The organism is Amycolatopsis sp. cmx-8-4, from assembly GCF_046548675.1.
GTDB lineage: Bacteria > Actinomycetota > Actinomycetes > Mycobacteriales > Pseudonocardiaceae > Amycolatopsis.
The window spans coordinates 421,426-440,412 of the sequence record NZ_JAEBDZ010000007.1; the positions used below are offsets into that span (position 1 = coordinate 421,426).

19 protein-coding genes are annotated in these 18,987 nt (G+C 70.5%); 7 read left to right on the forward strand and 12 right to left on the reverse strand.

From position 1 onward, the window contains the following. Positions 1-26: 26 nt before the first annotated feature. Positions 27-584, reverse strand: a complete 558-nt coding sequence (locus tag ACLJQZ_RS18100) for a YceI family protein (protein WP_410621143.1) — start codon at positions 582-584, stop codon at positions 27-29. 105 nt (positions 585-689) lie between these two features. On the opposite strand from ACLJQZ_RS18100, the gene ACLJQZ_RS18105 reads away from it, so the two are divergent. Then, positions 690-1,166, forward strand: a complete 477-nt coding sequence (locus ACLJQZ_RS18105; RefSeq protein WP_410621144.1) for a MarR family winged helix-turn-helix transcriptional regulator — start codon at positions 690-692, stop codon at positions 1,164-1,166. A gap of 7 nt (positions 1,167-1,173) precedes the next feature. Continuing rightward, entirely contained in the window at positions 1,174-2,157 is a 984-nt protein-coding gene (locus tag ACLJQZ_RS18110) for a glutathione S-transferase family protein (RefSeq protein ID WP_410621145.1), read from the forward strand. Here the strand turns inward: ACLJQZ_RS18110 and ACLJQZ_RS18115 are convergent. Next, positions 2,144-3,094: a helix-turn-helix transcriptional regulator gene (locus ACLJQZ_RS18115; RefSeq protein ID WP_410621146.1), complete on the reverse strand. Its 951-nt coding sequence runs from the start codon at positions 3,092-3,094 to the stop codon at positions 2,144-2,146. The two genes, ACLJQZ_RS18110 and ACLJQZ_RS18115, sit on opposite strands and share 14 nt — an antisense overlap. Before the next feature lie 62 nt (positions 3,095-3,156). Between ACLJQZ_RS18115 and ACLJQZ_RS18120 the strand changes: the two genes are divergently transcribed. Continuing rightward, a complete protein-coding gene (locus ACLJQZ_RS18120; protein ID WP_410621147.1) occupies positions 3,157-4,287 on the forward strand; it encodes an epoxide hydrolase family protein in 1,131 nt (376 codons plus the stop codon). Here the strand turns inward: ACLJQZ_RS18120 and ACLJQZ_RS18125 are convergent. Both ACLJQZ_RS18125 and ACLJQZ_RS18130 read right to left on the reverse strand, forming a co-directional pair. Beyond that, positions 4,284-4,784 (reverse strand): TetR family transcriptional regulator C-terminal domain-containing protein, encoded by a 501-nt coding sequence (locus ACLJQZ_RS18125; RefSeq protein ID WP_410621197.1) that lies wholly within the window; start codon positions 4,782-4,784, stop codon positions 4,284-4,286. The two genes, ACLJQZ_RS18120 and ACLJQZ_RS18125, sit on opposite strands and share 4 nt — an antisense overlap. Continuing rightward, positions 4,726-5,280, reverse strand: a complete 555-nt coding sequence (locus tag ACLJQZ_RS18130; RefSeq protein WP_410621148.1) for a GNAT family N-acetyltransferase — start codon at positions 5,278-5,280, stop codon at positions 4,726-4,728. Before ACLJQZ_RS18130 ends, ACLJQZ_RS18125 begins: the two co-directional genes overlap by 59 nt. A 379-nt stretch (positions 5,281-5,659) precedes the next feature. On the opposite strand from ACLJQZ_RS18130, the gene ACLJQZ_RS18135 reads away from it, so the two are divergent. The 4 genes from ACLJQZ_RS18135 to ACLJQZ_RS18150 all read left to right on the forward strand — a co-directional run bounded on the left by ACLJQZ_RS18135 (position 5,660) and on the right by ACLJQZ_RS18150 (position 11,249). Further along, positions 5,660-6,877: a glycosyltransferase gene (locus ACLJQZ_RS18135; protein ID WP_410621149.1), complete on the forward strand. Its 1,218-nt coding sequence runs from the start codon at positions 5,660-5,662 to the stop codon at positions 6,875-6,877. A gap of 79 nt (positions 6,878-6,956) precedes the next feature. Beyond that, a complete protein-coding gene (gene rox / locus ACLJQZ_RS18140; protein WP_410621150.1) occupies positions 6,957-8,384 on the forward strand; it encodes a rifampin monooxygenase in 1,428 nt (475 codons plus the stop codon). A gap of 32 nt (positions 8,385-8,416) precedes the next feature. Continuing rightward, positions 8,417-10,576: an RNA polymerase recycling motor ATPase HelR gene (gene helR / locus ACLJQZ_RS18145; RefSeq protein ID WP_410621151.1), complete on the forward strand. Its 2,160-nt coding sequence runs from the start codon at positions 8,417-8,419 to the stop codon at positions 10,574-10,576. A 73-nt stretch (positions 10,577-10,649) separates the two neighbouring features. Beyond that, positions 10,650-11,249: a hypothetical protein gene (locus ACLJQZ_RS18150; protein WP_410621152.1), complete on the forward strand. Its 600-nt coding sequence runs from the start codon at positions 10,650-10,652 to the stop codon at positions 11,247-11,249. Positions 11,250-11,560: 311 nt separating this feature from the next. On the opposite strand, the gene ACLJQZ_RS18155 is transcribed toward ACLJQZ_RS18150, so the two are convergent. The 8 genes from ACLJQZ_RS18155 to ACLJQZ_RS18190 all read right to left on the reverse strand — a co-directional run bounded on the left by ACLJQZ_RS18155 (position 11,561) and on the right by ACLJQZ_RS18190 (position 18,986). Continuing rightward, complete coding sequence (locus ACLJQZ_RS18155) at positions 11,561-11,749, reverse strand: hypothetical protein (protein ID WP_247052559.1); 189 nt, start codon at positions 11,747-11,749, stop codon at positions 11,561-11,563. A gap of 105 nt (positions 11,750-11,854) precedes the next feature. Continuing rightward, on the reverse strand, positions 11,855-13,546 hold the full coding sequence (groL, locus tag ACLJQZ_RS18160; RefSeq protein ID WP_410621153.1) for a chaperonin GroEL: 1,692 nt from the start codon (positions 13,544-13,546) through the stop codon (positions 11,855-11,857). Between the two features lie 11 nt (positions 13,547-13,557). Further along, positions 13,558-14,583 carry an NAD(P)-dependent alcohol dehydrogenase gene (locus ACLJQZ_RS18165; RefSeq protein ID WP_410621154.1) on the reverse strand — a complete coding sequence of 342 codons (1,026 nt, stop codon included), beginning with the start codon at positions 14,581-14,583 and terminating at the stop codon, positions 13,558-13,560. Further along, positions 14,580-15,296, reverse strand: a complete 717-nt coding sequence (locus ACLJQZ_RS18170) for an iron-sulfur cluster assembly protein (protein ID WP_410621155.1) — start codon at positions 15,294-15,296, stop codon at positions 14,580-14,582. Before ACLJQZ_RS18170 ends, ACLJQZ_RS18165 begins: the two co-directional genes overlap by 4 nt. Continuing rightward, complete coding sequence (locus ACLJQZ_RS18175) at positions 15,293-16,330, reverse strand: amidohydrolase family protein (RefSeq protein ID WP_410621156.1); 1,038 nt, start codon at positions 16,328-16,330, stop codon at positions 15,293-15,295. Before ACLJQZ_RS18175 ends, ACLJQZ_RS18170 begins: the two co-directional genes overlap by 4 nt. Before the next feature lie 53 nt (positions 16,331-16,383). Continuing rightward, a complete protein-coding gene (gene mimD / locus ACLJQZ_RS18180; RefSeq protein ID WP_326950413.1) occupies positions 16,384-16,758 on the reverse strand; it encodes a propane 2-monooxygenase effector subunit MimD in 375 nt (124 codons plus the stop codon). Continuing rightward, positions 16,755-17,924 carry a toluene hydroxylase gene (locus ACLJQZ_RS18185; protein WP_410621157.1) on the reverse strand — a complete coding sequence of 390 codons (1,170 nt, stop codon included), beginning with the start codon at positions 17,922-17,924 and terminating at the stop codon, positions 16,755-16,757. The genes mimD and ACLJQZ_RS18185 overlap by 4 nt, the downstream gene beginning before the upstream one ends. An 18-nt stretch (positions 17,925-17,942) precedes the next feature. Continuing rightward, entirely contained in the window at positions 17,943-18,986 is a 1,044-nt protein-coding gene (locus tag ACLJQZ_RS18190) for an NADH:ubiquinone reductase (Na(+)-transporting) subunit F (protein WP_410621158.1), read from the reverse strand. Between the last annotated feature and the right edge of the window lies 1 nt (position 18,987).

Sequence of the window (18,987 nt, forward strand, 5' to 3'; positions counted from 1 at the left end):
GCCATTCACGGCTTTCAAAGCACGGGTCAGGCGTTCTTGATCGCCGAGATCTCGAACTCGAGGGTGACCTTGTCGCTCACCAGCACGCCACCGGTCTCGAGGGCGGCGTTCCAGGTGATGCCGTAGTCCTTGCGGCTGATCGTGGTGGAGCCCTCGAAGCCGACGCGGTCGTTGCCGAACGGGTCCTTGGCGGAGCCCTCGAACGAGAACGGGATGGTCACCGAACGGGTGACGTCCTTGACGGTCAGGTCACCGGTCACGTCGAAGGTGGTCTCACCGGTCTGCTTGATCTCGGTGGTGGTGAAGGTGATGGTCGGGTACTCGTCCATCGACAGGAAGTCGTTGCTCTTCAGGTGCCCGTCGCGGTCCGCGTTGCGGGTGTCGATGCTGGTCGCCTGGATGGTCACCTGGGCGGACGACTTCTCCGGGGCGTCACCATCGATCGTGGCGGTGCCGGTGAACTCGTTGAAGCTGCCGCGCACCTTGGTCACCATGGCGTGCCGGGCGTTGAACCCGATCCGCGAGTGGGCGGCGTCCAGGGTGTACTCACCGGTCAGCTGGGGGTAGGTGGTCGCGCTGGTCATGCTGTCTTCTCTCCTCGTGGTGGCGCCCCCCAGTGATTGAGGGCTCAACGACACTGTACTCATTTTTACTGGTTGCGCAAGCAAGCTTTCGCTAGACTCGCCGGTATGGGTGAACAGTCCGCGCTCGACCACGACGAGGCCCCGTTCTGGCGGTCCCTGATGCGCATCACGACCGCGCTGCCGCGGGCGCTCGAAGACCAGTTCCTGCCCGAGACCGGCCTCGCGATGACCGACTACGGCGTGCTGGTCGCGCTGTCCGAGGCGCCGGACCGCCTGCTCCGCATCTCCGCGCTGGCCGCGGCCACCGGTCTTTCGCTGAGCCGGATCAGCCGGGTCGTCGACGACCTCACCCGCCGCGGCCTGGTCGAGAAGCGCAAGTGCGCGGAGGACGGCCGCGCGTCCAACGCCGTGCTGACCGACGCCGGATTGGCCAGACTGGAGGCGGCCTACCCGGCCCACCTCGCCCGCGCCCGGGCGTCGGTGTTCGACCACCTGAGCGTCGAAGACATCCGGACCGCCGGGCCGGTACTGGCCCGGCTGGCCGCGGCGCTGGACGTCACTCCCCCGACCGACGACTGCTGAGGAACAGATGACAGACGGCGAGTTCAAGCGCGACCTCAACTACATCCCCGACCGGATCACCGCCGACGGCCGCGACGGCTGGCCGGTCGAGGCCGGCCGCTACCGGCTGGTCGTGGCGCGGGCGTGCCCGTGGGCGAACCGCGCGGTGATCGTGCGGCGGCTGCTCGGCCTGGAACCCGCGCTGTCCATGGGCATGGCCGGGCCGGTCCACGACGAGCGGAGCTGGAGCTTCGACCTCGATCCCGGCGGGCGCGACCCGGTGCTCGGCATCGAGCGCCTGCAGGAGGCGTTCTTCAAGCGCGACCCGGAGTACCCACGCGGCATCACGGTGCCCGCGTTCGTCGACGTCCCGACCGGCCAGGTCGTCACGAACGACTTCGCGCAGATGACCCTGGACATGTCCACCGAGTGGACGGCGTACCACCGCGACGGCGCGCCCGAGCTGTACCCGGACAAGCTGCGCGACGAGATCGACGACGTGGCGCAGAAGGTGTTCACCGACGTCAACAACGCGGTGTACCAGTGCGGTTTCGCCCGGTCGCAGGAGGCGTACGAGCATTCGTACAACAAGCTGTTCGCCCGCTTGGACTGGCTGTCCGAGCGCCTCGCGGACCAGCGCTACCTGGTCGGCGACACGATCACCGAGGCCGACGTCCGCCTGTTCACCACGCTGGTCCGCTTCGACGCGGTCTACCACGGCCACTTCAAGTGCAACCGCCAGAAGCTGACCGAGCTGCCGGTGCTGTGGGCCTACACCCGCGACCTGTTCCAGACGCCCGGCTTCGGCGACACGATCGACTTCGCGCAGACGAAGGAGCACTACTACGTGGTGCATCGGAACATCAACCCGAGCGGCATCGTCCCGCTGGGCCCGGACCTGTCGGGCTTCCTCACCCCGCACGGCCGGGAGCACCTGGGCGGCCACCCGTTCGGGGACGGCACACCGCCGGGACCGCCGCTGGAGGCGGAGCGGGTGCCTAGCCTGGTGTGACGGCGTCGGCGTAGCGCGCCGACAGCGTCCGCAGGCGTTCGACCAGCTCGGGTGGTGACTCCACCTTGAACGGGACGTCCAAGGTGGACACCACGAACGCGATGAGGTCGAAGGAGTCCGAAGCCAGCTCCAGCCGGCAGCTCCGGTCGTCGATCGGCGTGACGTCGCCGTCGACCCGGCCGCGGATTTCTTCGGCTGGAGCCGCCACGACAAGCCGGGCGCGGTAGGGCCACAGCTCGCGGCCCATCGTGCGGGTCAGGTACGCCGTGAGGTCGCCGTCCGGGGGCTCGCGGTGGGTGAAGCGCGGGCCGTTCGGGGTGTGCAGGGTCAGCCGGTCGGCGCGGAAGGTGCGCCAGGCCGCGCGGCCGGTGTCCCAGCCGACCAGGTACCAGCGGCGTCCCCACGAGACGAGCCGGTGCGGCTCGACGTCGCGGCGGGACTCGGTGCCGTCGTGGCTGACGTAGTCGAAGCGGAGCGTCTCCGCCGCGCGGATCGCCGCCGACACGGCGGTCAGCACGGCCGCCTCGACCACCGGGCCGCGCACCGGGAGCGCGACCGAAGCCTCGTCGAACGCCGAGACGCGGTGCCGCAACCGGGACGGCAGCACCTGCTCCAGCTTGTTCAGCGCCCGCAGCGACGCCTCCTCCAGCCCGGCGACGCCGCCGGACGTGGCGCCGTGCAGGCCGACCGCGACCGCGACGGCCTCGTCGTCGTCCAGCAGCAGCGGCGGCAGCTCGGCACCCGCGCCGAGGCGGTAGCCGCCGACCGGGCCCATCGCCGCGTGCACCGGGTAGCCCAGCTCGCGCAGGCGGTCGACGTCGCGGCGGACCGTCCGCGTCGTCACGCTCAGGCGCTGCGCCAGCTCGGTGCCGGACCAGTCCCGGTGCATCTGCAGCAGCGACAGCAACCGGAGCAGCCGGCCAGGGGTTTCCCGCATGCGTCCGAGAATGCCAGACGACTAGGACCGATCCTGTCCTACACGCGCGGAACGCTACAGCCATGGAACCCTTCCGCATCGACGTCCCGCAGGCCGACCTGGACGAGCTGCACCACCGGCTCGCCCGCACCCGCTGGCCCGGCGAGCTGCCCGGCGCCGGCTGGGCCTACGGCGTCAGCGAGCCCTACCTGGCCGAGCTGGTGGAGTACTGGCAGACGAGCTTCGACTGGCGCGCGCAGGAGGCCCAGCTCAACGCGTTCCCGCAATTCACGACCACGATCGACGGCCAGCGGGTGCACTTCTTGCACGTCCGCTCGCCCGAGCCGGACGCGACGCCGCTGATCCTCACCCACGGCTGGCCGAGCACGGTGGCCGACTTCCTGGACGTCCTCGGCCCGCTCACCGACCCGCGCGCCCACGGCGCCGACCCGGCCGACGCGTTCCACGTCGTCGCGCCGTCGGTGCCCGGCTTCGGGTTCTCCGGGCCGACGACCGAGCCGGGCTGGAACACCCGCCGCATCGCGCGGGCGTGGGCCGAGCTGATGCGGCGGCTGGGGTACGAGCGTTACGGCGCCCAGGGCGGTGACTTCGGCAGCATCGTCTCCCCCGAACTCGGCCGGACGGCTCCGGAGGCGGTGCTCGGCGTGCACGTCAACGCCGTCGCCAACGCCGGTGTCCCGACCGCGCCCGGCGACCTCGACCGACTGTCCGAAGAGGACCGCAAGCGGGCCCAGGAGAACCAAGTCTGGTGGTACGCGCATTCCGGCTACGCCACACAGATGGCGACCCGGCCGCAAACGCTGGCCTACGCGCTCAACGACTCCCCTGCCGGCCAGCTCGCGTGGAACCTCGAGTGGTTCGTCGACTGGGACCCGACGGCAACACGGCAGACGCCGGTGTCACGCGACGCGATCCTGACGAGCGTCACGACCTTCTGGCTCACCGGCACCGCGGGTTCGGCCGCGCGCCTCTACCTGGAGGCGGGCCAGGACGGCTGGGGCGAGCGCCCGCAGCCATCAGGCGTGCCGACGGCGGTGGCGAACTTCCGCGGCGACCACGCGATCCGCGGCCTGGCCGCACTGTCCAACAACATCACCCGCTGGACGGAGCACGACACCGGCGGCCACTTCGCATCCCTGCAGGCGCCGGAGCTGCTGGTGCAAGACATCCGCGAGTTCTTCCGCGAGCTTTAGTCCACAGTGGACACTGCGCCGTCGAGCAGGGGCCGCAGTTCCTCCACCACCGTGTCCAGTGGGGCGACGTCCTGGTGTGCCCGCGCCAGGACGATCGCGCCCTCCAATGTGCTCAGCATGAGCACCGCCAGGGACGCGCTACGAGCCGTGGGGACGCCGAACTGCGACAGCGTCTCGGCCAAAGGTCGTTGCCAGCCGTCGAAAGCCTTGCCGACGGCGTCGCGCAGGCTTTCGCTCGTCGCCGCCGCGTCGGCGACCGTCGCGACCAGGGGGCAGCCCGCGTCGAAGCCCGTCGCGGTGAACTCGTCGCGCCACTGGGCGGCCATGGCCGCGAACAGCTTGCCCGGCGTCGGGTCCTCGAGCTTGGCCGCGATCCGGGCGACGCGGCGGGCGGCGTACCCGCCCGCCCAGGCGACGGCTTCGGCCATCAGCTGGTCCTTACCGCCCGGGAAGTAGTGCTGCAGGGACCCCCGCGGCGCCTCGGCGTGCGCGACCACGTCCCGCATACCCGTCGCCCCGACGCCCTGGATCCGCACCAGCTGCGCGGCGCTCAGCACGATCCGCTCGCGTGGTGTCCTCGTCATCGACGGCCTCCTTCATGACACTCGTCATGGTAGCCCAGCCGGGCACGACCAGCGCGAAGTCGCGCTCGCCGCGTTCGTAAGCGGGCACCGGGCGGAAGCCCTGCCGCAGCAGCAGCGTCTCGGCGCCGGCGTTCCCGGCCTGCACGGTCGCCCGCACCGTCCACCCCGGCCACCGCCCGGACGCCTGCGGCCAGCGGCTCAGCGCACTCCCGACCCCCTGCCGCTGCCACGCGTCGGCGACCAGGATGCCGAGCTCGGCCGCCCCGGGGGTCTCCGCGACGAAGTTGAGCAGCCCCACCGGAATCCCGCCGGACGTCGCCAGCAGCGCGACGCCGCCGGGCGGGCCGGCGAGCAGGAACCGGTGGTAGCGCCGGAAGATCTCGCCCGGCTCGGCCGGGCCGCCCATCATGAAGCGCCGCCGGAGACTGCCCGGCGAACAGGCCGCGACCAGCGCGGCCACGCACTCCCGGTCCGCCGGACGATCGCCCAGCTCTCGGATTTTTATGACAGCTGTCATAGTGCCATGAGAGCACGAAACCACCCGAGCCCACACTATGACGGCCGTCATAGATCAGGTTCGCGCGAACGGCTCTCGACGAACGACCGCGGAGGGAGACAAGCTGGAGCTGCGGAGATACCCGCGAGACCGGAAGGAGGAGTAACCACTCCCTTCCACTACTAACGTATACCGCACCCCGGGGCTTGCCGCAAGACCCAGGTCGTGCCGCAGAATCATCGGCCTCAGCCGGGATCTGTGGCTGGATTCGACCACAAACGGGGGTTTGCGAGTGCGTGTGTTGTTGTCGACGTACGGGTCACGAGGGGACGTCGAACCGCTGGTGGGGCTCGCGCTGACGCTGCGCGCCCGCGGCGCGGAGGTGCGGGTGTGCGCACCCGCCGACGAGGATTTCGCGCGCCGGCTGGCCGACGTCGACGTGGCGTACGTGCCGGTCGGGCCGTCGGCGAAGGAGCTGACCCAGGCGGCGCCGGCGCCGTCGTCGCTGCCCGAGCGGGCGGCGCAGCTGATCGCCGCCCAGTTCGACGTGGTGACCGAAGCCGCCGAGGGCTGCGACGTCCTGGTGGCGACCGGGATGCTGCCGACCGCGGCCGGCGCGCTGTCCATCGCCGAGCTGCTGGGCGTCCGCTCGGTGTTCGTGGCCTTCCAGAGCTCCACGCTGCCGTCCCCGCACCACGCGCCGCTGGCGTACGCGGGCCGGCCCCACCCGGCCGGGTTGACCGGCAACCGGGCGTTGTGGGACCTGGACGCCGAGAGCGTGAACGCGCTGTTCGGGGCGGCGCTCAACACCAGCCGGGTGGCGCACGGCCTGCCGCCGGTGGACCACGTCCGGGACTACGTCGTCGGCGCGCGGCCGTGGCTGGCGACGGACCCGGTCCTGGACCCGTGGCGGGCCACGGACCTCGACGTCGTGCAGACCGGCGCGTGGGTCGTGCCGGACGACCGTGCGCTCCCGGCCGAGCTGGCGGCGTTCCTGGCCGCGGGCCCGCCGCCGGTCTACGTCGGCTTCGGCAGCATGCCCATGCACGCGGCGGCGGACGTCGCGCAGGTCGCCGTCGATGCCGTCCGTGCGCACGGGCGCCGGGTCCTCGTGCTCCAGGGCTGGGCCGACCTGGGCCTGGCCGACGACCTGGACGACTGCTTCGTGCTCGGCGAGGTCAACCACCAGGCGCTGTTCGGCCGGTGCGCCGCCGTCGTGCACCACGGCGGCGCGGGCACCACCACGACGGCCGCCCGGGCCGGCGTGCCCCAGGTCGTGGTCCCGCAGGCGACGGACCAGCCGTACTGGGCGAGCCGGGTCGCCGCCCTGGGCATCGGGGTGGCGCACGATGGCCCGGCGCCGACCGTCGAATCCCTGTCGGCCGCGCTCGGGATCGCGCTGGCGCCCGAAACCCGGGCCCGCGCACAAGCCGTCACGATCCGCGCCGACGGGACGGCGGTGGCCGCCGACCTGCTCTTCGCACGGGCCGCGAGGCCCACGACCGTGTGAACCACCGGTGATCTTCGTGCCGGGGACGTTCCCCGGCGCTGTACTGACCAGGACTTTCTTCGAACGGACAGGGGATTTTGTGCTCGACGTGATCGTGGCCGGCGGCGGACCGACCGGCGTCATGCTGGCCAGCGAACTGCGGCTGCAGGGCGTGGACGTGCTCGTGCTGGAGAAGGAGCCGCAGCCCTCGCCCGTCGTGCGCGCGCTCGGCATCCACGCGCGCACCATCGAGGTGCTGGACCAGCGCGGGCTGCTGGAGCGGTTCCTCACGGCCGGCAAGAAGTACCCGCTCAACGGGTTCTTCGCCGGCATCAGCAAGCCGCAGCCCGCCCACCTGGACACCTCGCACCCGTACGTCCTCAGCATCCTGCAGCCCGTGACCGAACGCCTGCTGACCGAGCACGCCGGCGAACTGGACGTCGAGATCCGGCGTGGCACCGAAGTGACCGGACTGGCCCAGGACGACCACGGCGTGACCGTCGACCTGGCCGACGGCACGCAGCTGCGGGCGCGCTACGTCGTCGGCTGCGACGGCGGCCGCAGCACGGTGCGCAAGCTGCTCGGCGTCGGCTTCCCCGGCGAGCCCACCCGGGTCGACACGCTGCTGGGCGAGATGGAGCTGACCGAGGACCCCGAGACGCTGACCGCCGTGATGACCGAAGTCCGCAAGACCCAGAAGCGGTTCGGGGTCGGGCCCATCGGGGACGGCCTGTACCGCCTCGTCGTCCCCGCCGACAGCGTCGCCGAAGACCGCTCGACGCCACCGGACTTCGAGGAGTTCAAGCGACAGCTGCGGTCCACCGCCGGTACCGACTTCGGGGTGCACTCGCCGCGCTGGCTCTCCCGCTTCGGCGACGCCACCCGGCAGGCCGAGCGGTACCGGGTCGGCCGGGTCCTGCTGGCCGGCGACGCCGCGCACATCCACCCGCCGATGGGCGGGCAGGGCCTCAACCTCGGCCTCCAGGACGCGTTCAACCTCGGCTGGAAGCTGGCCGCCGAGGTCGACGGCTGGGCGCCGGCGGACCTGCTGGACAGCTACGAGGCCGAGCGGCACCCGGTCGCCGCCCAGGTGCTGGTCAACACCCGCGCGCAGATGCAGCTGACGTCGCTGGAGCCCGGCCCCCAGGCCGTGCGTCAGCTCCTGACGAAGCTGATGGACTTCGAGGACGTGAGCCGCTACCTGACCGAGCAGCTCATCGCCGTCGACATCCGCTACGACTTCGGCGACGGGCCCGACCTGCTCGGCCGGCGCCTGCGCGACGTGCAGCTGAAGAGCGGGCGGCTCTACGACCTGATGCACGAAGGTCGCGGGCTGCTGCTCGACCAGACCGGCGGGCTTTCCGCCACGGGCTGGGAAGACCGGGTCGACCACGTCGTCGACGTCAGCGAGGAGCTGGACGTGCCCGCGGTGCTGCTGCGCCCGGACGGGCACGTGGTCTGGGCCGGGGAGGACGCGGCGGCGCTGCCCGGCGCGTTGCGGAAGTGGTTCGGCGGGCCCGCGGCCTGACCGCCGGGGAAGTTTCCGATCGAAGAGGGAATGTGGCTGCACAAGGGTACGAAGAAGAACTGCGGTCCGAACGCGCGTACGTGGCCGATCTCTACACGCGGCTCGACGCCGAGCGCGCGCGGGTGAAGGGCGAGTACGACGCGGCGCTGGGCGGGAAGGGCCTCGGCGCCATGGAGCGCGACGTCGGCGTGCGCGCGCTGGGCCGGGAGACGAAGCGGCTGGAGGTGGTGGACAACGGGCTGTGCTTCGGCCGGATGGACGCCGTCGCGGGCGAGCGCTCCTACATCGGCCGGATCGGCCTGTTCGACGAGGAGGACGACTACCGGCCGGTGCTGCTCGACTGGCGGGCGCCGGCGGCGCGCGCGTTCTACACGGCCACCGGCGCGAACCCGGAGGACATGCGCCGGCGCCGCCAGTTCCGCACGCGCGGGCGGCACGTGCTCGGGTACACCGACGAGGTGCTCGGGCGGCCGGCCGAGGGCGACGAGGGGGACGCGGCGCTGCTCGCGGCGATCAACGCGCCGCGCGGCGAGGGGATGCGCGACATCGTCGCGACGATCCAGGCCGAACAGGACGAGATCATCCGGCTCGACCACCCGGGCGTGCTGGTGATCGAAGGTGGCCCTGGCACCGGGAAGACGGTGGTCGCCCTGCACCGCGTCGCGTACCTGCTCTACACCCAGCGGGAGCGGATGGAACGCCACGGCGCGCTCGTCGTCGGGCCCAACCCGGCGTTCCTGAGCCACATCGGCCGCGTCCTGCCGTCGCTGGGCGAGACCGACGTCGTGTTCACGACCACCGGCGGTTTTGTGCCCGGCCTGGACGTCACTGCCGAGGACACGCCGGAAGCCGTGCGGCTCAAGGGATCCCTGAAGATCCTCGACGTCCTCGCGGCCGCCGTCGCCGATCGGCAGCGGCTGCCGGAAGAGCCGCTGCCCATCGAACTGCGGGACGTCACGGTCCGGATCGACGCCGAGACGGCGGAGTGGGCCCGGCAGGAAGCGCGCGACAGCGGGCAGCCGCACAACGAGGCCCGCGCGGTGTTCACGGAGATCGTCACATACGTGCTGACCGAGCGGGCGATGGGCCGGATCGGCCGCGGCTGGCTGTCCCGTGACGACAAAGCGGAGTGGGAGGCGCTGCGGAAGGACCTGATCGCCGAGCTGGCGGCCGACGAGAAGTTCACCGCCGCGCTGGAGCGGCTCTGGCCGGTCCTGACGCCGGAAACGCTGCTGGCGCGGCTGTACGAGACCGCCCCGGCCGGCTCGGCGCTGTTCCGGGCCCGGGGCGACGCCTGGACGGTGTCGGACGTGCCGCTGCTCGACGAGCTGGTCGACCTGCTGGGCCGCGACAAGACGGCCGAGAAGGCGGCTGCCGCGGTCGTGGCCCGGGAGCGGAAGGCCGAGGCCGAGTACGCCGAAGGCGTCTTCGAGACGATGAAGCTCGATCGTGAGGAGATGGACGAGGACGTCATGCTGTCCGCCGAGAACCTGCTGTTCGCCGAGGACCTGGCCGACCGGTTCGTCGAGGTGGACACGCGCAGCCTCGTCGAGCGGGCGTCGGCGGACCGGGACTGGACCTACCGCCACGTCGTCGTGGACGAAGCCCAGGAACTGTCCGAAATGGACTGGCGAGTGCTGATGCGGCGCTGCCCGGGCCGGTCGTTCACGGTCGTCGGCGACCTCGCGCAGCGCCGCTCGGCGGCCGGGGCGCGGTCGTGGGACGCGGTGCTGGCGCCGTACGTGCCGGGCCGCTGGGTCTACCGTTCGCTGACGGTGAACTACCGCACCCCGGCGGAGATCATGGAGGTCGCCGCCGCGGTGCTCGCGGACTTCGCCCCCGGCGTTCGGCCCCCGGAGTCGGTCCGCGCGTGCGGCGTCCGGCCGTGGTCGAGGCAGGTCACCGACGACGAACTGGCCACGGTGATCGAACAGTTCGCCCGGGACGAAGCCGGCCGCGAAGGCACCAGCGTCGTCATCGGGCCGCCGGGGGTCCCGGGCACGGTGCCGGCGTCGGAGACCAAGGGCCTGGAGTTCGACGCCGTCCTGGTCGTGGAGCCGGCGAAGATCCTCGCCGACAGCGCGGCCGACCTCTACGTCGCGCTCACCCGGGCGACGCAACGGCTCGGCGTGCTGCACCGGGAGCCGTTGCCGCAGGCGTTGACCGGGCTCGCGGAGGTCGTCCGGCGTTAGGCCCGCGGTTCGCTCCGGGGGTGCGCGGGTACGTTGCCGTGGCCGCGCTCCCCCACCGCGAAAGGCGTCCCCGATGCAGCTCTACGCCGAACGGCCGATCCGCCGTACCGCCCAGCTCGTCAGCGACCTGCTGGCGTTGCTGCTCGTCGTCTTCGCGGTGTGGCTGGGAACGACGGTGTACGACGAGGTCATGAAGCTGCGGGCGCCGGGTGACGGGCTCGTCAGTGCCGGCACCGGGCTGACCGGGACGTTCGACTCGGCCGCGAACTCCGCCGACGGCATCCCGCTCATCGGCGACGCGCTCGCCAAGGCGCTGCACGGCGGTTCGAACGTCGGCACCCAGTTCGCCGACGCCGGCCGCTGGCAGATCGAAGCCGTCGAGAACCTGGCGTGGTGGATGGCGGCGATCATCATCGCCCTGCCGGTGCTGACGCTGCTCGCGACGTGGCTCCCGATGCGCTGGCACTTCGCCCGCCGCGCCTCCGCGGCCGCCCAGCTGCGCGCGCTCGGCGACGAGGGCCTGGACCTGCTGGCGCTGCGGGCGTTGACCACCCAACCCCTGCGCCGCCTCGCGAAGTCCGGCGAGATCGCGACCGGCTGGCGCGCCCGGGACAAGGACGTCATCGCGGTCCTGGCCGGCCACGAACTCGCGCGACACGGCCTGGTCACCTGAGGCTCACCACAGCCGTGTTGGCCACTCCCGTCGCCGTGTTGGCCACTCCCGTCGCCATGTTGGCCACTCCCGTCGCCATGTTGGCCACTCCCGTCGCCATGTTGGCCATTCCGGGCGCCATGTTGGCCATTCCGGGCGCCGTGGTGGCCATTCCGGGACCGCGCCTCGGGCTGGCCGCCCCGCTGCGGGCTCGTGCTCAGCCGGACATCTCCCGTGATTCAAGGGGCATCACTCGTGATTGGAGAGCCATCACCCGTGATTGGAGAGCCATCACCCGTGATCGAAGGGACGACACGGCGTCGGCCTGAGGCTCAGCGCGGGCCCTGCCTGCGGCCCACCGAGCGGCCGATGAAGAACCCCAGCAGCAAGCCCACGATCAGGCCGATCACGATGAAGAAGATGACCGTCGCCGCGGCGATCTTGCCCACCGTGCCGAGGAAGCCCTTCGCCTCGAACTCCTGGACCGTCGCGAGGGTCTGGACGAGCGTGTAATGCGTCATGATCACCAGGGTGACAGCATCCGGCGCGCCCCGCACGACGCGAAGGTCCCCCGCCGGCGCTCAGGACACCGACGGGGAGACCCCCAACACTCCGCAGGCCCGAGATCAGCCGACGGAGGGGCCCATCCCGAGGGACTGCGGCGTGCTCGCGTCGGGCGAGGGCTGGTGCAGGCCCTCGTCCAGCGGGCCGAACTCGGTCATCAGCGCCGCGCTGCCGCCCCACGGCGTCTGCTCCTCGGCGATCAGCGAGTTCGTCGTCAGCAGCAGCCCGGCCACCGAAGCGCCGTTCTGGATCGCCGAGCGGCACACCCGCAGCGGGTCGACGACGCCCAGGGCGATCATGTCGCCGAACTGGTCGTTCAGGGCGTCGAAGCCCTCGTCCGAACCGAGCTCCCGGGTGCGCGCGACGATCTCGTGCGCCGGGTGCCCGGCGTTGTGGGCGATGAGGAACGCCGGTTCCGCCAGGGCGCGGCGGACGATCTCGACCCCGATCGCCTGGTCGCCTTCCAGCCCCAGGCCTTCCAGGGCCTTCTCGGCGTGCAGGAGCGCCGCTCCCCCGCCGGCCACGATGCCCTCGGCCATCGCCGCCCGCGTCGCGGACAGCGCGTCCTCGACCCGGTGCTGCAGTTCCTTGAGCTCGGCCGGGGTCGCCGCCCCGACGCGCACGACCGCGACCTTGCCGGTCAGCGCGCCGATCCGCTCGGTCAGCACGTCCTCGTCGATGCCGAACTGCGCGCGCTCCAGCTCCGCCCGCAGCTGCCCGACCCGGAACTCGACGGCGTCGGAGGTACCGCCGCCACCGACGATCGTGGTGGTGTTCGCGGTGACCCGGACCTGCTTGGCCCGGCCGAGGTGCTCCAGCGTCATCGTCTCCATGCTGAAGCCGGACGTCCGCGAGAGCACCGCGCCGCCGACGATCGCGGCGAGGTCCTCCAGCTTGTGCAGCCGCCGGTCGCCGAACCCCGGCGCGCGGACGGCCACCGACTGGAACGTGCCGTTCACGTGGTTGTGCACCAGCATGGACAGCGCCGTGCCCTCGATCGACTCGGCGATGATCACCAGGGGCCGCGGGGCCCGCATCACCTTGTCCAGCAACGGCATCAGCTGCTGCACCTTGGTGATCTTCTCCGCGGACATCAGGATGTACGGGTCGTCGAGCACCGCTTCCAGCCGGCCCGGGTCAGTGACCAGGTACGGCGAGAGGTAGCCGTTGTCGAACTCGAAGCCCTCGACGAAGTCGACGCTCATCCCGATCATCGGCGACTCTTCGACCGTCACCACGCCGCCGTCGCCGACGGTGTGCAGGGCCTTCGCGATGACGGCGCCGACCGTGTCGTCGTCGTTCGCCGAGATCGCCGCGACCCGCGCGTAGTCCGCTTCGGACACCACCGGGTGCGCCTGCTTCTCCAGGTAGGCCACCAGCAACCCGACGGCGTGGTCGATGCCGCGCTTGACGAGCACCGGGTTGCCGCCGGCGGTGATCGCCCGCATCCCTTCGTGGACGATCGCCTGGGCGAGCACGGTGGCCGTGGTGGTGCCGTCGCCGACGACGTCGTTGGTCTTGATCGCCGCTTCCTTGACCAGCTGCGCGCCCATGTTCTCGAACTGGTTCTTCAGGTGGATCTCGCGGGCGATGGTGACGCCGTCGTTGGTGACCACCGGCGAACCGGTGATCTTCTCGATGATCACGTTGCGGCCCTTGGGACCGAGGGTGGACTTGACCGCTTCCGCCAGCTTGTCGACGCCCGCGAGAAGCAGGTCGCGGGCGTCCGAGCCGAACCGAAGTTCCTTCGCCATGTTTCCTGCTCCTAGGGTGTGAGGATGGCCCGACCGCGCACGCGTCCGGCATCGAGGTCGGCCAGTGCGTCGAGAGCCGCGTCCAGCGGGTACTTCTTCGTGTGGAGGGTGACCTTCCCGGCCTGCGCGAGGACCATCAGCTCCACCAGGTCGTTGTACGTGCCGACCAGGTTGCCGATGACGTTGCGCTCGGTGGAGATGATGTCGATGGTCGGGATGTCGATGTTGCTGCCGTAGCCGATGACGAAGTGCGACCCGGCGCGCCGGGTCATCGCGAACGCGTCCTGCTGGGCACCCTGCTCGGCGACGAAGTCGAGCACGACCTCCGCGCCGTTGCCGCCGGTCAGGTCGAGCACGGCGTCGACCTGCTTGCCGTCGCCCAGCACCGTCTCGTCGGCGCCCAGGGTGGCCGCCAGCTCCAGCGCGTCGGCGTTGCGGTCGACCACGACCACGCGGGTCGCGGTCAGCGCCTTCAGCGACTGGATGCCGATGTGCCCGAGGCCGCCGGCGCCGTTGACGACGCAGGTGGTGCCCGGGTACAGCAGCGGGACGGCCTTGCGCACCGCGTGGTAGGCGGTGATGCCCGCGTCGGCCAGCGCCGCGACGTCCGAGGGCTGCGTCGCCGGGTCGAGCTTGATGCACGCCCGCGCCGACGTCAGCAGGTACTCGGCCATGCCGCCGTCGCTGTCGATGCCCGGGAAGCTCCCGTTCGGGCAGTGCATGTCGTCGCCCGCGCGGCAGGCGTGGCAGAGCCCGCACGTCGGCGTCGGGTGCAGGATGACGGTGTCGCCGACTTCCACGTTGGTCACGGCCGGGCCGACCTCGTGCACCCAGCCCGCGTTCTCGTGCCCGATCGTGTAGGGCAGCGCGACGCCGGACTTCTCGGCCCACTGCTCCTCGATGATGTGCAGATCGGTGCGGCACACGCCGGCGCCGCCGATCTTCACCACGACGTCGAAGGGCCCGGTGGCGCGCGGCTCCGGTACCTCTTCGATCACCGGTTGCTGGTGGTACTTCTGCAGCCGCACGGCCTTCATCCCGTGCCCTCCTCTTCTGCGGTCAGCGAATACCGGGCCCGCAGCATGCCCCGGCAGACGCCGGAGTTGGCCTCCATGCTCGTGCGGGTCAACCGGGCGAAGGCCAGGTGCCGCTGGGCGTCGCCCGGCTCGACCCGCCGGCCGGTCGCCGGGTCGAGCAGCAACGGGTCGCCGTCGCCGGCGGGCAGGCCGAGCTCGCGGCGGCGGGCCCGCAGCCGGTCGAGGTCCGGTCCGGGCGGGACCTCGCCGAGCGTCAGCTCCGCCGGGTTCAGCCCGGTGCCCGACAGGGTCCGGCAGACCCGGTCGGTGCCGGCCAGCACGGCCTTGCGCACGAAGTCGTAGCGCAGCGTGTCGAGCTCGTCGACGGCCTCGCCCTCGAACGACGCGACGAACCCCTGCCGGGCCGCCACCCCGCGGTTGATGACGTCGGAGGCGAAGTGGTCGTCGAGCCGGATGTCGAGCCCGGTCAGGCCGGGCACCCCGGCGACGGCGTCGTAGGTGTCCGCGACCATCAGGAACGCGAAGTTGGGCGCGCAGAAGTAGGTCGGCAGCCGCAGCCGGATGACGGCGTGGCCCGCCGCGCTCACCTCGCAGCGGGCCACGAAACCCAGGTCGGTGAGGGGTTCGTCCAGTTCGGGATCCCGGACGGTGCCCAGGGCCGACCACACCTCGGCGTGGCCGGCCCGCACACCCCGATCGTCGAGTGCCGTCATGAGTTCGGCACACCGACGGGCTCGACGTTCTCCGGGTCCTTGATCCGCAGTTCCTCCGGCACGTCGATGCCGTACAGCCGGGCCGCGTTGAGCCCGAGGATCTTCCGCTTCTGGTCGACCGTCAGCGGCGCGAAGTCCGACAGCTCGTCGTCGGGCGGCATGTTCCAGTCGACGAAGCCCTCGACCTGCCACTTCGGTTCCCAGATGGCGTAGTCCGCGCCGAAGATCAGCTTGTCCTCGCCGATCCAGAACATCAGCTCGCCCATGACCTTCGCGAAGAACTTCGGCCGGGCGTGCATCAGGCCGCCGATGACGACAGCCAGCCCCGCGTAGACGTTCCGCTCTTGGGTGGCCATGAAGCAGAAGTCCTCGATGCGCGGCAGGCCGACGTGCTCGACGATGAAGTTGAGGCCCTGGAAGTTGGTCGCCACGTGGTCCACATCGGACACGTCGAAGGCGTCCTTGTCCAGCGGCCAGATCGTCGGACCCTTGTGGATGTGGACGTTCTTGACGCCCAGTTCCTCGCACTTCTCGAGGTACTTCGCCGCTTCCGGGTCCTTCAGGCTCCAGCCGCGGGAGTCCCCGCGCCACTCGGCCGTGTAGAGCTTGACGCCCTTGCAGCCGTAGCGCTTGACGCGTTCCTCGAACGCCTTCATGCCTTCGTCGCCTTCACGCGGGTCGAAGGTCGTGTTCACCAGGAACTGGCCCGGGTGCCGTTCGGCCATCGCGCCGTCGGCCTCGGTCGTGTTGAACCCGTTCTTGTACCACTGCCGCAGGTTGGTCGGCTGGAAGATGGCCGTGTCGACGTGCCCGACCTCGAACAGGTCGTGCATCATCAGCTCTTCCGAGTACTTCTGGAAGCGGTCGATCGGCCAGTGCGTCTCCTTCGGGCCGAGGCCCTGGTAGGCGTGGAAGCACTCGATCCACCCCTTGGCGTATTCCTCCTGCCCCTTGACCCAGTTGTCCGGGCTGGCGTCCCAGAAATGGGTGTGGGCGTCAACTACGAAATACTTTTCGCCATCTTTTTCGTACACGGGTGACCCTCCTGAGCGGATCGAGTGCTTCGCTGCCTGCTGCTTGGTGCGAACTACTTGTTGATGACCTTGAGATCGAAGTCGAGGTACTCGGCCGCGTCCTCGGGGTTGGCGAACATGATCGTGCGGTCGTCCTCGTGGATCATCCGCCCGTAGTGGGTGGACATGCTCTCCTCGAACTCGGCCGCGTTGAACCAGCCCTCTTCCTCGCCGGCGGCCTCGTCGACCTCGGCGTAGACCAGGTCGGTCCGGCCCTTCGCGTCGACGCGGATCATCGACGGCAACGGCGTCACGGTCACGTTGTCCTTGGCGGACATGACTTCCGCGATGATCGCGCCGACCTGGTTGTTCATCAGGGTGAAGCCGCACATGTTCGAGGCCGTGTTGTTGACCTTGTACGGGCTTTCCGAGGTTTTGAAGACGGTCACTGGCCCAGCTCCTCCGGTGCTTTGAGACCCAAATCGGACAGGATGCCGGCGAACCGGCTCTTGACGCGGTCGAGGCCGTCCTCGAACCGGATCGGCTTGGCGTCGGGCTGCGACCACAACGGCTGCAGGGCGCGCGCGGCGGAGATGCACCGCGGGACCCAGTCCTCGAGCCACTTCTGCGCCAGCGCCTTGTTCTGGTCGCCGAACTCCTTGTCGTTGATCAGCAGGTCGAACATCGCCTTGGTGTACCGGAGGTCGCGTTCGGAGAAGTCGAACTCCTCGGCCCCGATCAGCGTCGGGGTGACGAAGTCGCCGTTCGCCGGCGCGGCCTGCTGCACCAGGTTGCTGCGGAACAGCTCGCCGACGAGCGGCTCGAAGACGATGTTCGAGGCGAAGATCGCCTCGCACCAGTCCCAGATCCCGGTCAGCTGCTCGGCGGTCTCCCGCACGCCCTGCCAAGCCGGGTCTTCGTTCCACGTCGTCAGGTGCGCGCCGCCGTCGAAGCCGGGAACCTCTTCGGTGAGCGCCAGCGTGTACAGCGCCAGGTCCTGCGCCGCGCGGATCCGGTGCATGCTGTTCACCGAGATCGCGTTGTTGTGCATGTTCGTCGGGGCGCGGCGGTTGGCGTTGGCGTAGAGGTACAGGCCGAGGCCGTGGTCGACGTGCATCCACGCGCCGACGTGCTTGGCGACGAAGTCGACCCAGTTGGGGTTCCACTGCTCGAACGCCTTGGCCTGGCGCGCCGCGTCGATGTTCTGGTTGAGCTGGCGCACGACGTTCGCGTTGTACCGGTAGAGGGTGAGCTCCCACTCCTCGTTGGGGTCGCGGAACTCGTGCCAGCCGTGGGCGGGCCAGTCGTAGCCCTTGCCGCCGGAGCCGGGGCTGCGCACGGGCACCGGGCGGTCGGATCCCCACGCCTTCATCGCGGTCCACTCCAGCGGGTAACCCGCCTTGCCGTCGGCGAAGGCGTAGAGCCAGCCCTGCGAGAGGTAGTGCCGCGGGTCGGGCTGGACCTCGACGGTGACGTCTTCGTAGTGGCTCTGCTTGCGCTTGGCCGGGGTGAAGTAGTTGTACTGGCGAGCGGTGGAGTCCGGGAAGACCTTGGCGCCCGCCTCGGCGTCGGTGAACGTCGGCTTCGGCACACTGCGTTCGGAAGTGGCTGTCATGGGATCCGTCCTCGGGTGTCAGGCGTCGGATTCGCCCGTGGTGGTGAACTTGTCGTAGAAGACGCGCTTGTCGGCGACGCCGAGCGTGGGCAGCAGTTCCAGCGCGGCTTCGACCATCGGCGGCGGGCCGCAGACGTAGGCGTCGGCGCCCTTCAGGTCGAGTCCGGCCGCGCGCAGGACGTCGGTGACGAAGCCGGTTTCGCCGTCCCAGTCGTCGTCACCCGGCTCCGAAAGCGCCGGCACGTAGCGGAAGTCCGGGAGTTTCTCCTGCAGCTCCCGCAGTTCGGCGTCGAAGCAGAGGTCCTGCTGCCGCCGGGCACCGTAGTAGAAGGTCGCCTTCCGCTCGATGCCGCGTTCGGCCATGGTCCGCAGCAGTGACAGGATCGGCGCCATCCCGGCCCCGCCGCCGACGAAGACCAGATCCGCGCTCGGGTTGTCCCGCAACGTGAACACTCCGAACGGGCCGGTGATCCGCAGCCGGTCCCCGACCGCGACCCGGGTGTCCAGGAACGTGGAGAACAGCCCGTCGGGGTAGATCTTGACGACGAACTCGAGCAGCCCGTCGCGCGCCGAGGTGTTGGCCATCGAGAACGACCTCGACTCCTCGGTGTCCGGGATCGCGAAGTCCATGTACTGGCCAGGGAAGAACTTCAGCGGCTGCTCCGGATCCGTCAGCTTGACGACGAGGTGGCGCAGGTCGTGGGTGACGTTGTCGTTCGACACGACCTCGACCTCCGCCTCCTGGATCGGCAGCCCCGACTGGATCATCTCCTCGTCGTAGTTGAGCAGCTCGATCGTGAGGTCCTCATAGGCGTGGGCCCGGCACAGCAGGGTGAACCCTTCCTCCTTTTCGTAGTCGGGCAACGCGAAGGTCGAGTACTTGTCGTGTTCGACGTCCTCGCCGTCGAGGATGAACGACTTGCAGGCCGCGCACTGCCCTTCCTTGCAGCCGTGCATGAGCATCACGCCCTGCTCGGCGGCGGCGCGCAGGATCGTCTGCTCCTCGGCGACGTCGACCTCGATCCCGACGGGCTCGAACCGCACGCGATGTTTCTCTGCCATG

Bases quoted from the DNA above. Each gene is read 5' to 3' on its own strand.
- ACLJQZ_RS18170 (WP_410621155.1), bottom strand. From the start codon at position 15,296: ATGACGGCACTCGACGATCGGGGTGTGCGGGCCGGCCACGCCGAGGTG.
- ACLJQZ_RS18100 (WP_410621143.1), bottom strand. From the start codon at position 584: ATGACCAGCGCGACCACCTACCCCCAGCTGACCGGTGAGTACACCCTG.
- ACLJQZ_RS18115 (WP_410621146.1), bottom strand. From the start codon at position 3,094: ATGCGGGAAACCCCTGGCCGGCTGCTCCGGTTGCTGTCGCTGCTGCAG.
- ACLJQZ_RS18190 (WP_410621158.1), bottom strand. From the start codon at position 18,986: ATGGCAGAGAAACATCGCGTGCGGTTCGAGCCCGTCGGGATCGAGGTC.
- groL (WP_410621153.1), bottom strand. From the start codon at position 13,546: ATGGCGAAGGAACTTCGGTTCGGCTCGGACGCCCGCGACCTGCTTCTC.
- ACLJQZ_RS18155 (WP_247052559.1), bottom strand. From the start codon at position 11,749: ATGACGCATTACACGCTCGTCCAGACCCTCGCGACGGTCCAGGAGTTC.
- ACLJQZ_RS18130 (WP_410621148.1), bottom strand. From the start codon at position 5,280: ATGATGGGCGGCCCGGCCGAGCCGGGCGAGATCTTCCGGCGCTACCAC.
- ACLJQZ_RS18120 (WP_410621147.1), top strand. From the start codon at position 3,157: ATGGAACCCTTCCGCATCGACGTCCCGCAGGCCGACCTGGACGAGCTG.
- ACLJQZ_RS18110 (WP_410621145.1), top strand. From the start codon at position 1,174: ATGACAGACGGCGAGTTCAAGCGCGACCTCAACTACATCCCCGACCGG.
- ACLJQZ_RS18150 (WP_410621152.1), top strand. From the start codon at position 10,650: ATGCAGCTCTACGCCGAACGGCCGATCCGCCGTACCGCCCAGCTCGTC.
- ACLJQZ_RS18185 (WP_410621157.1), bottom strand. From the start codon at position 17,924: ATGACAGCCACTTCCGAACGCAGTGTGCCGAAGCCGACGTTCACCGAC.
- ACLJQZ_RS18165 (WP_410621154.1), bottom strand. From the start codon at position 14,583: ATGAAGGCCGTGCGGCTGCAGAAGTACCACCAGCAACCGGTGATCGAA.
- ACLJQZ_RS18105 (WP_410621144.1), top strand. From the start codon at position 690: ATGGGTGAACAGTCCGCGCTCGACCACGACGAGGCCCCGTTCTGGCGG.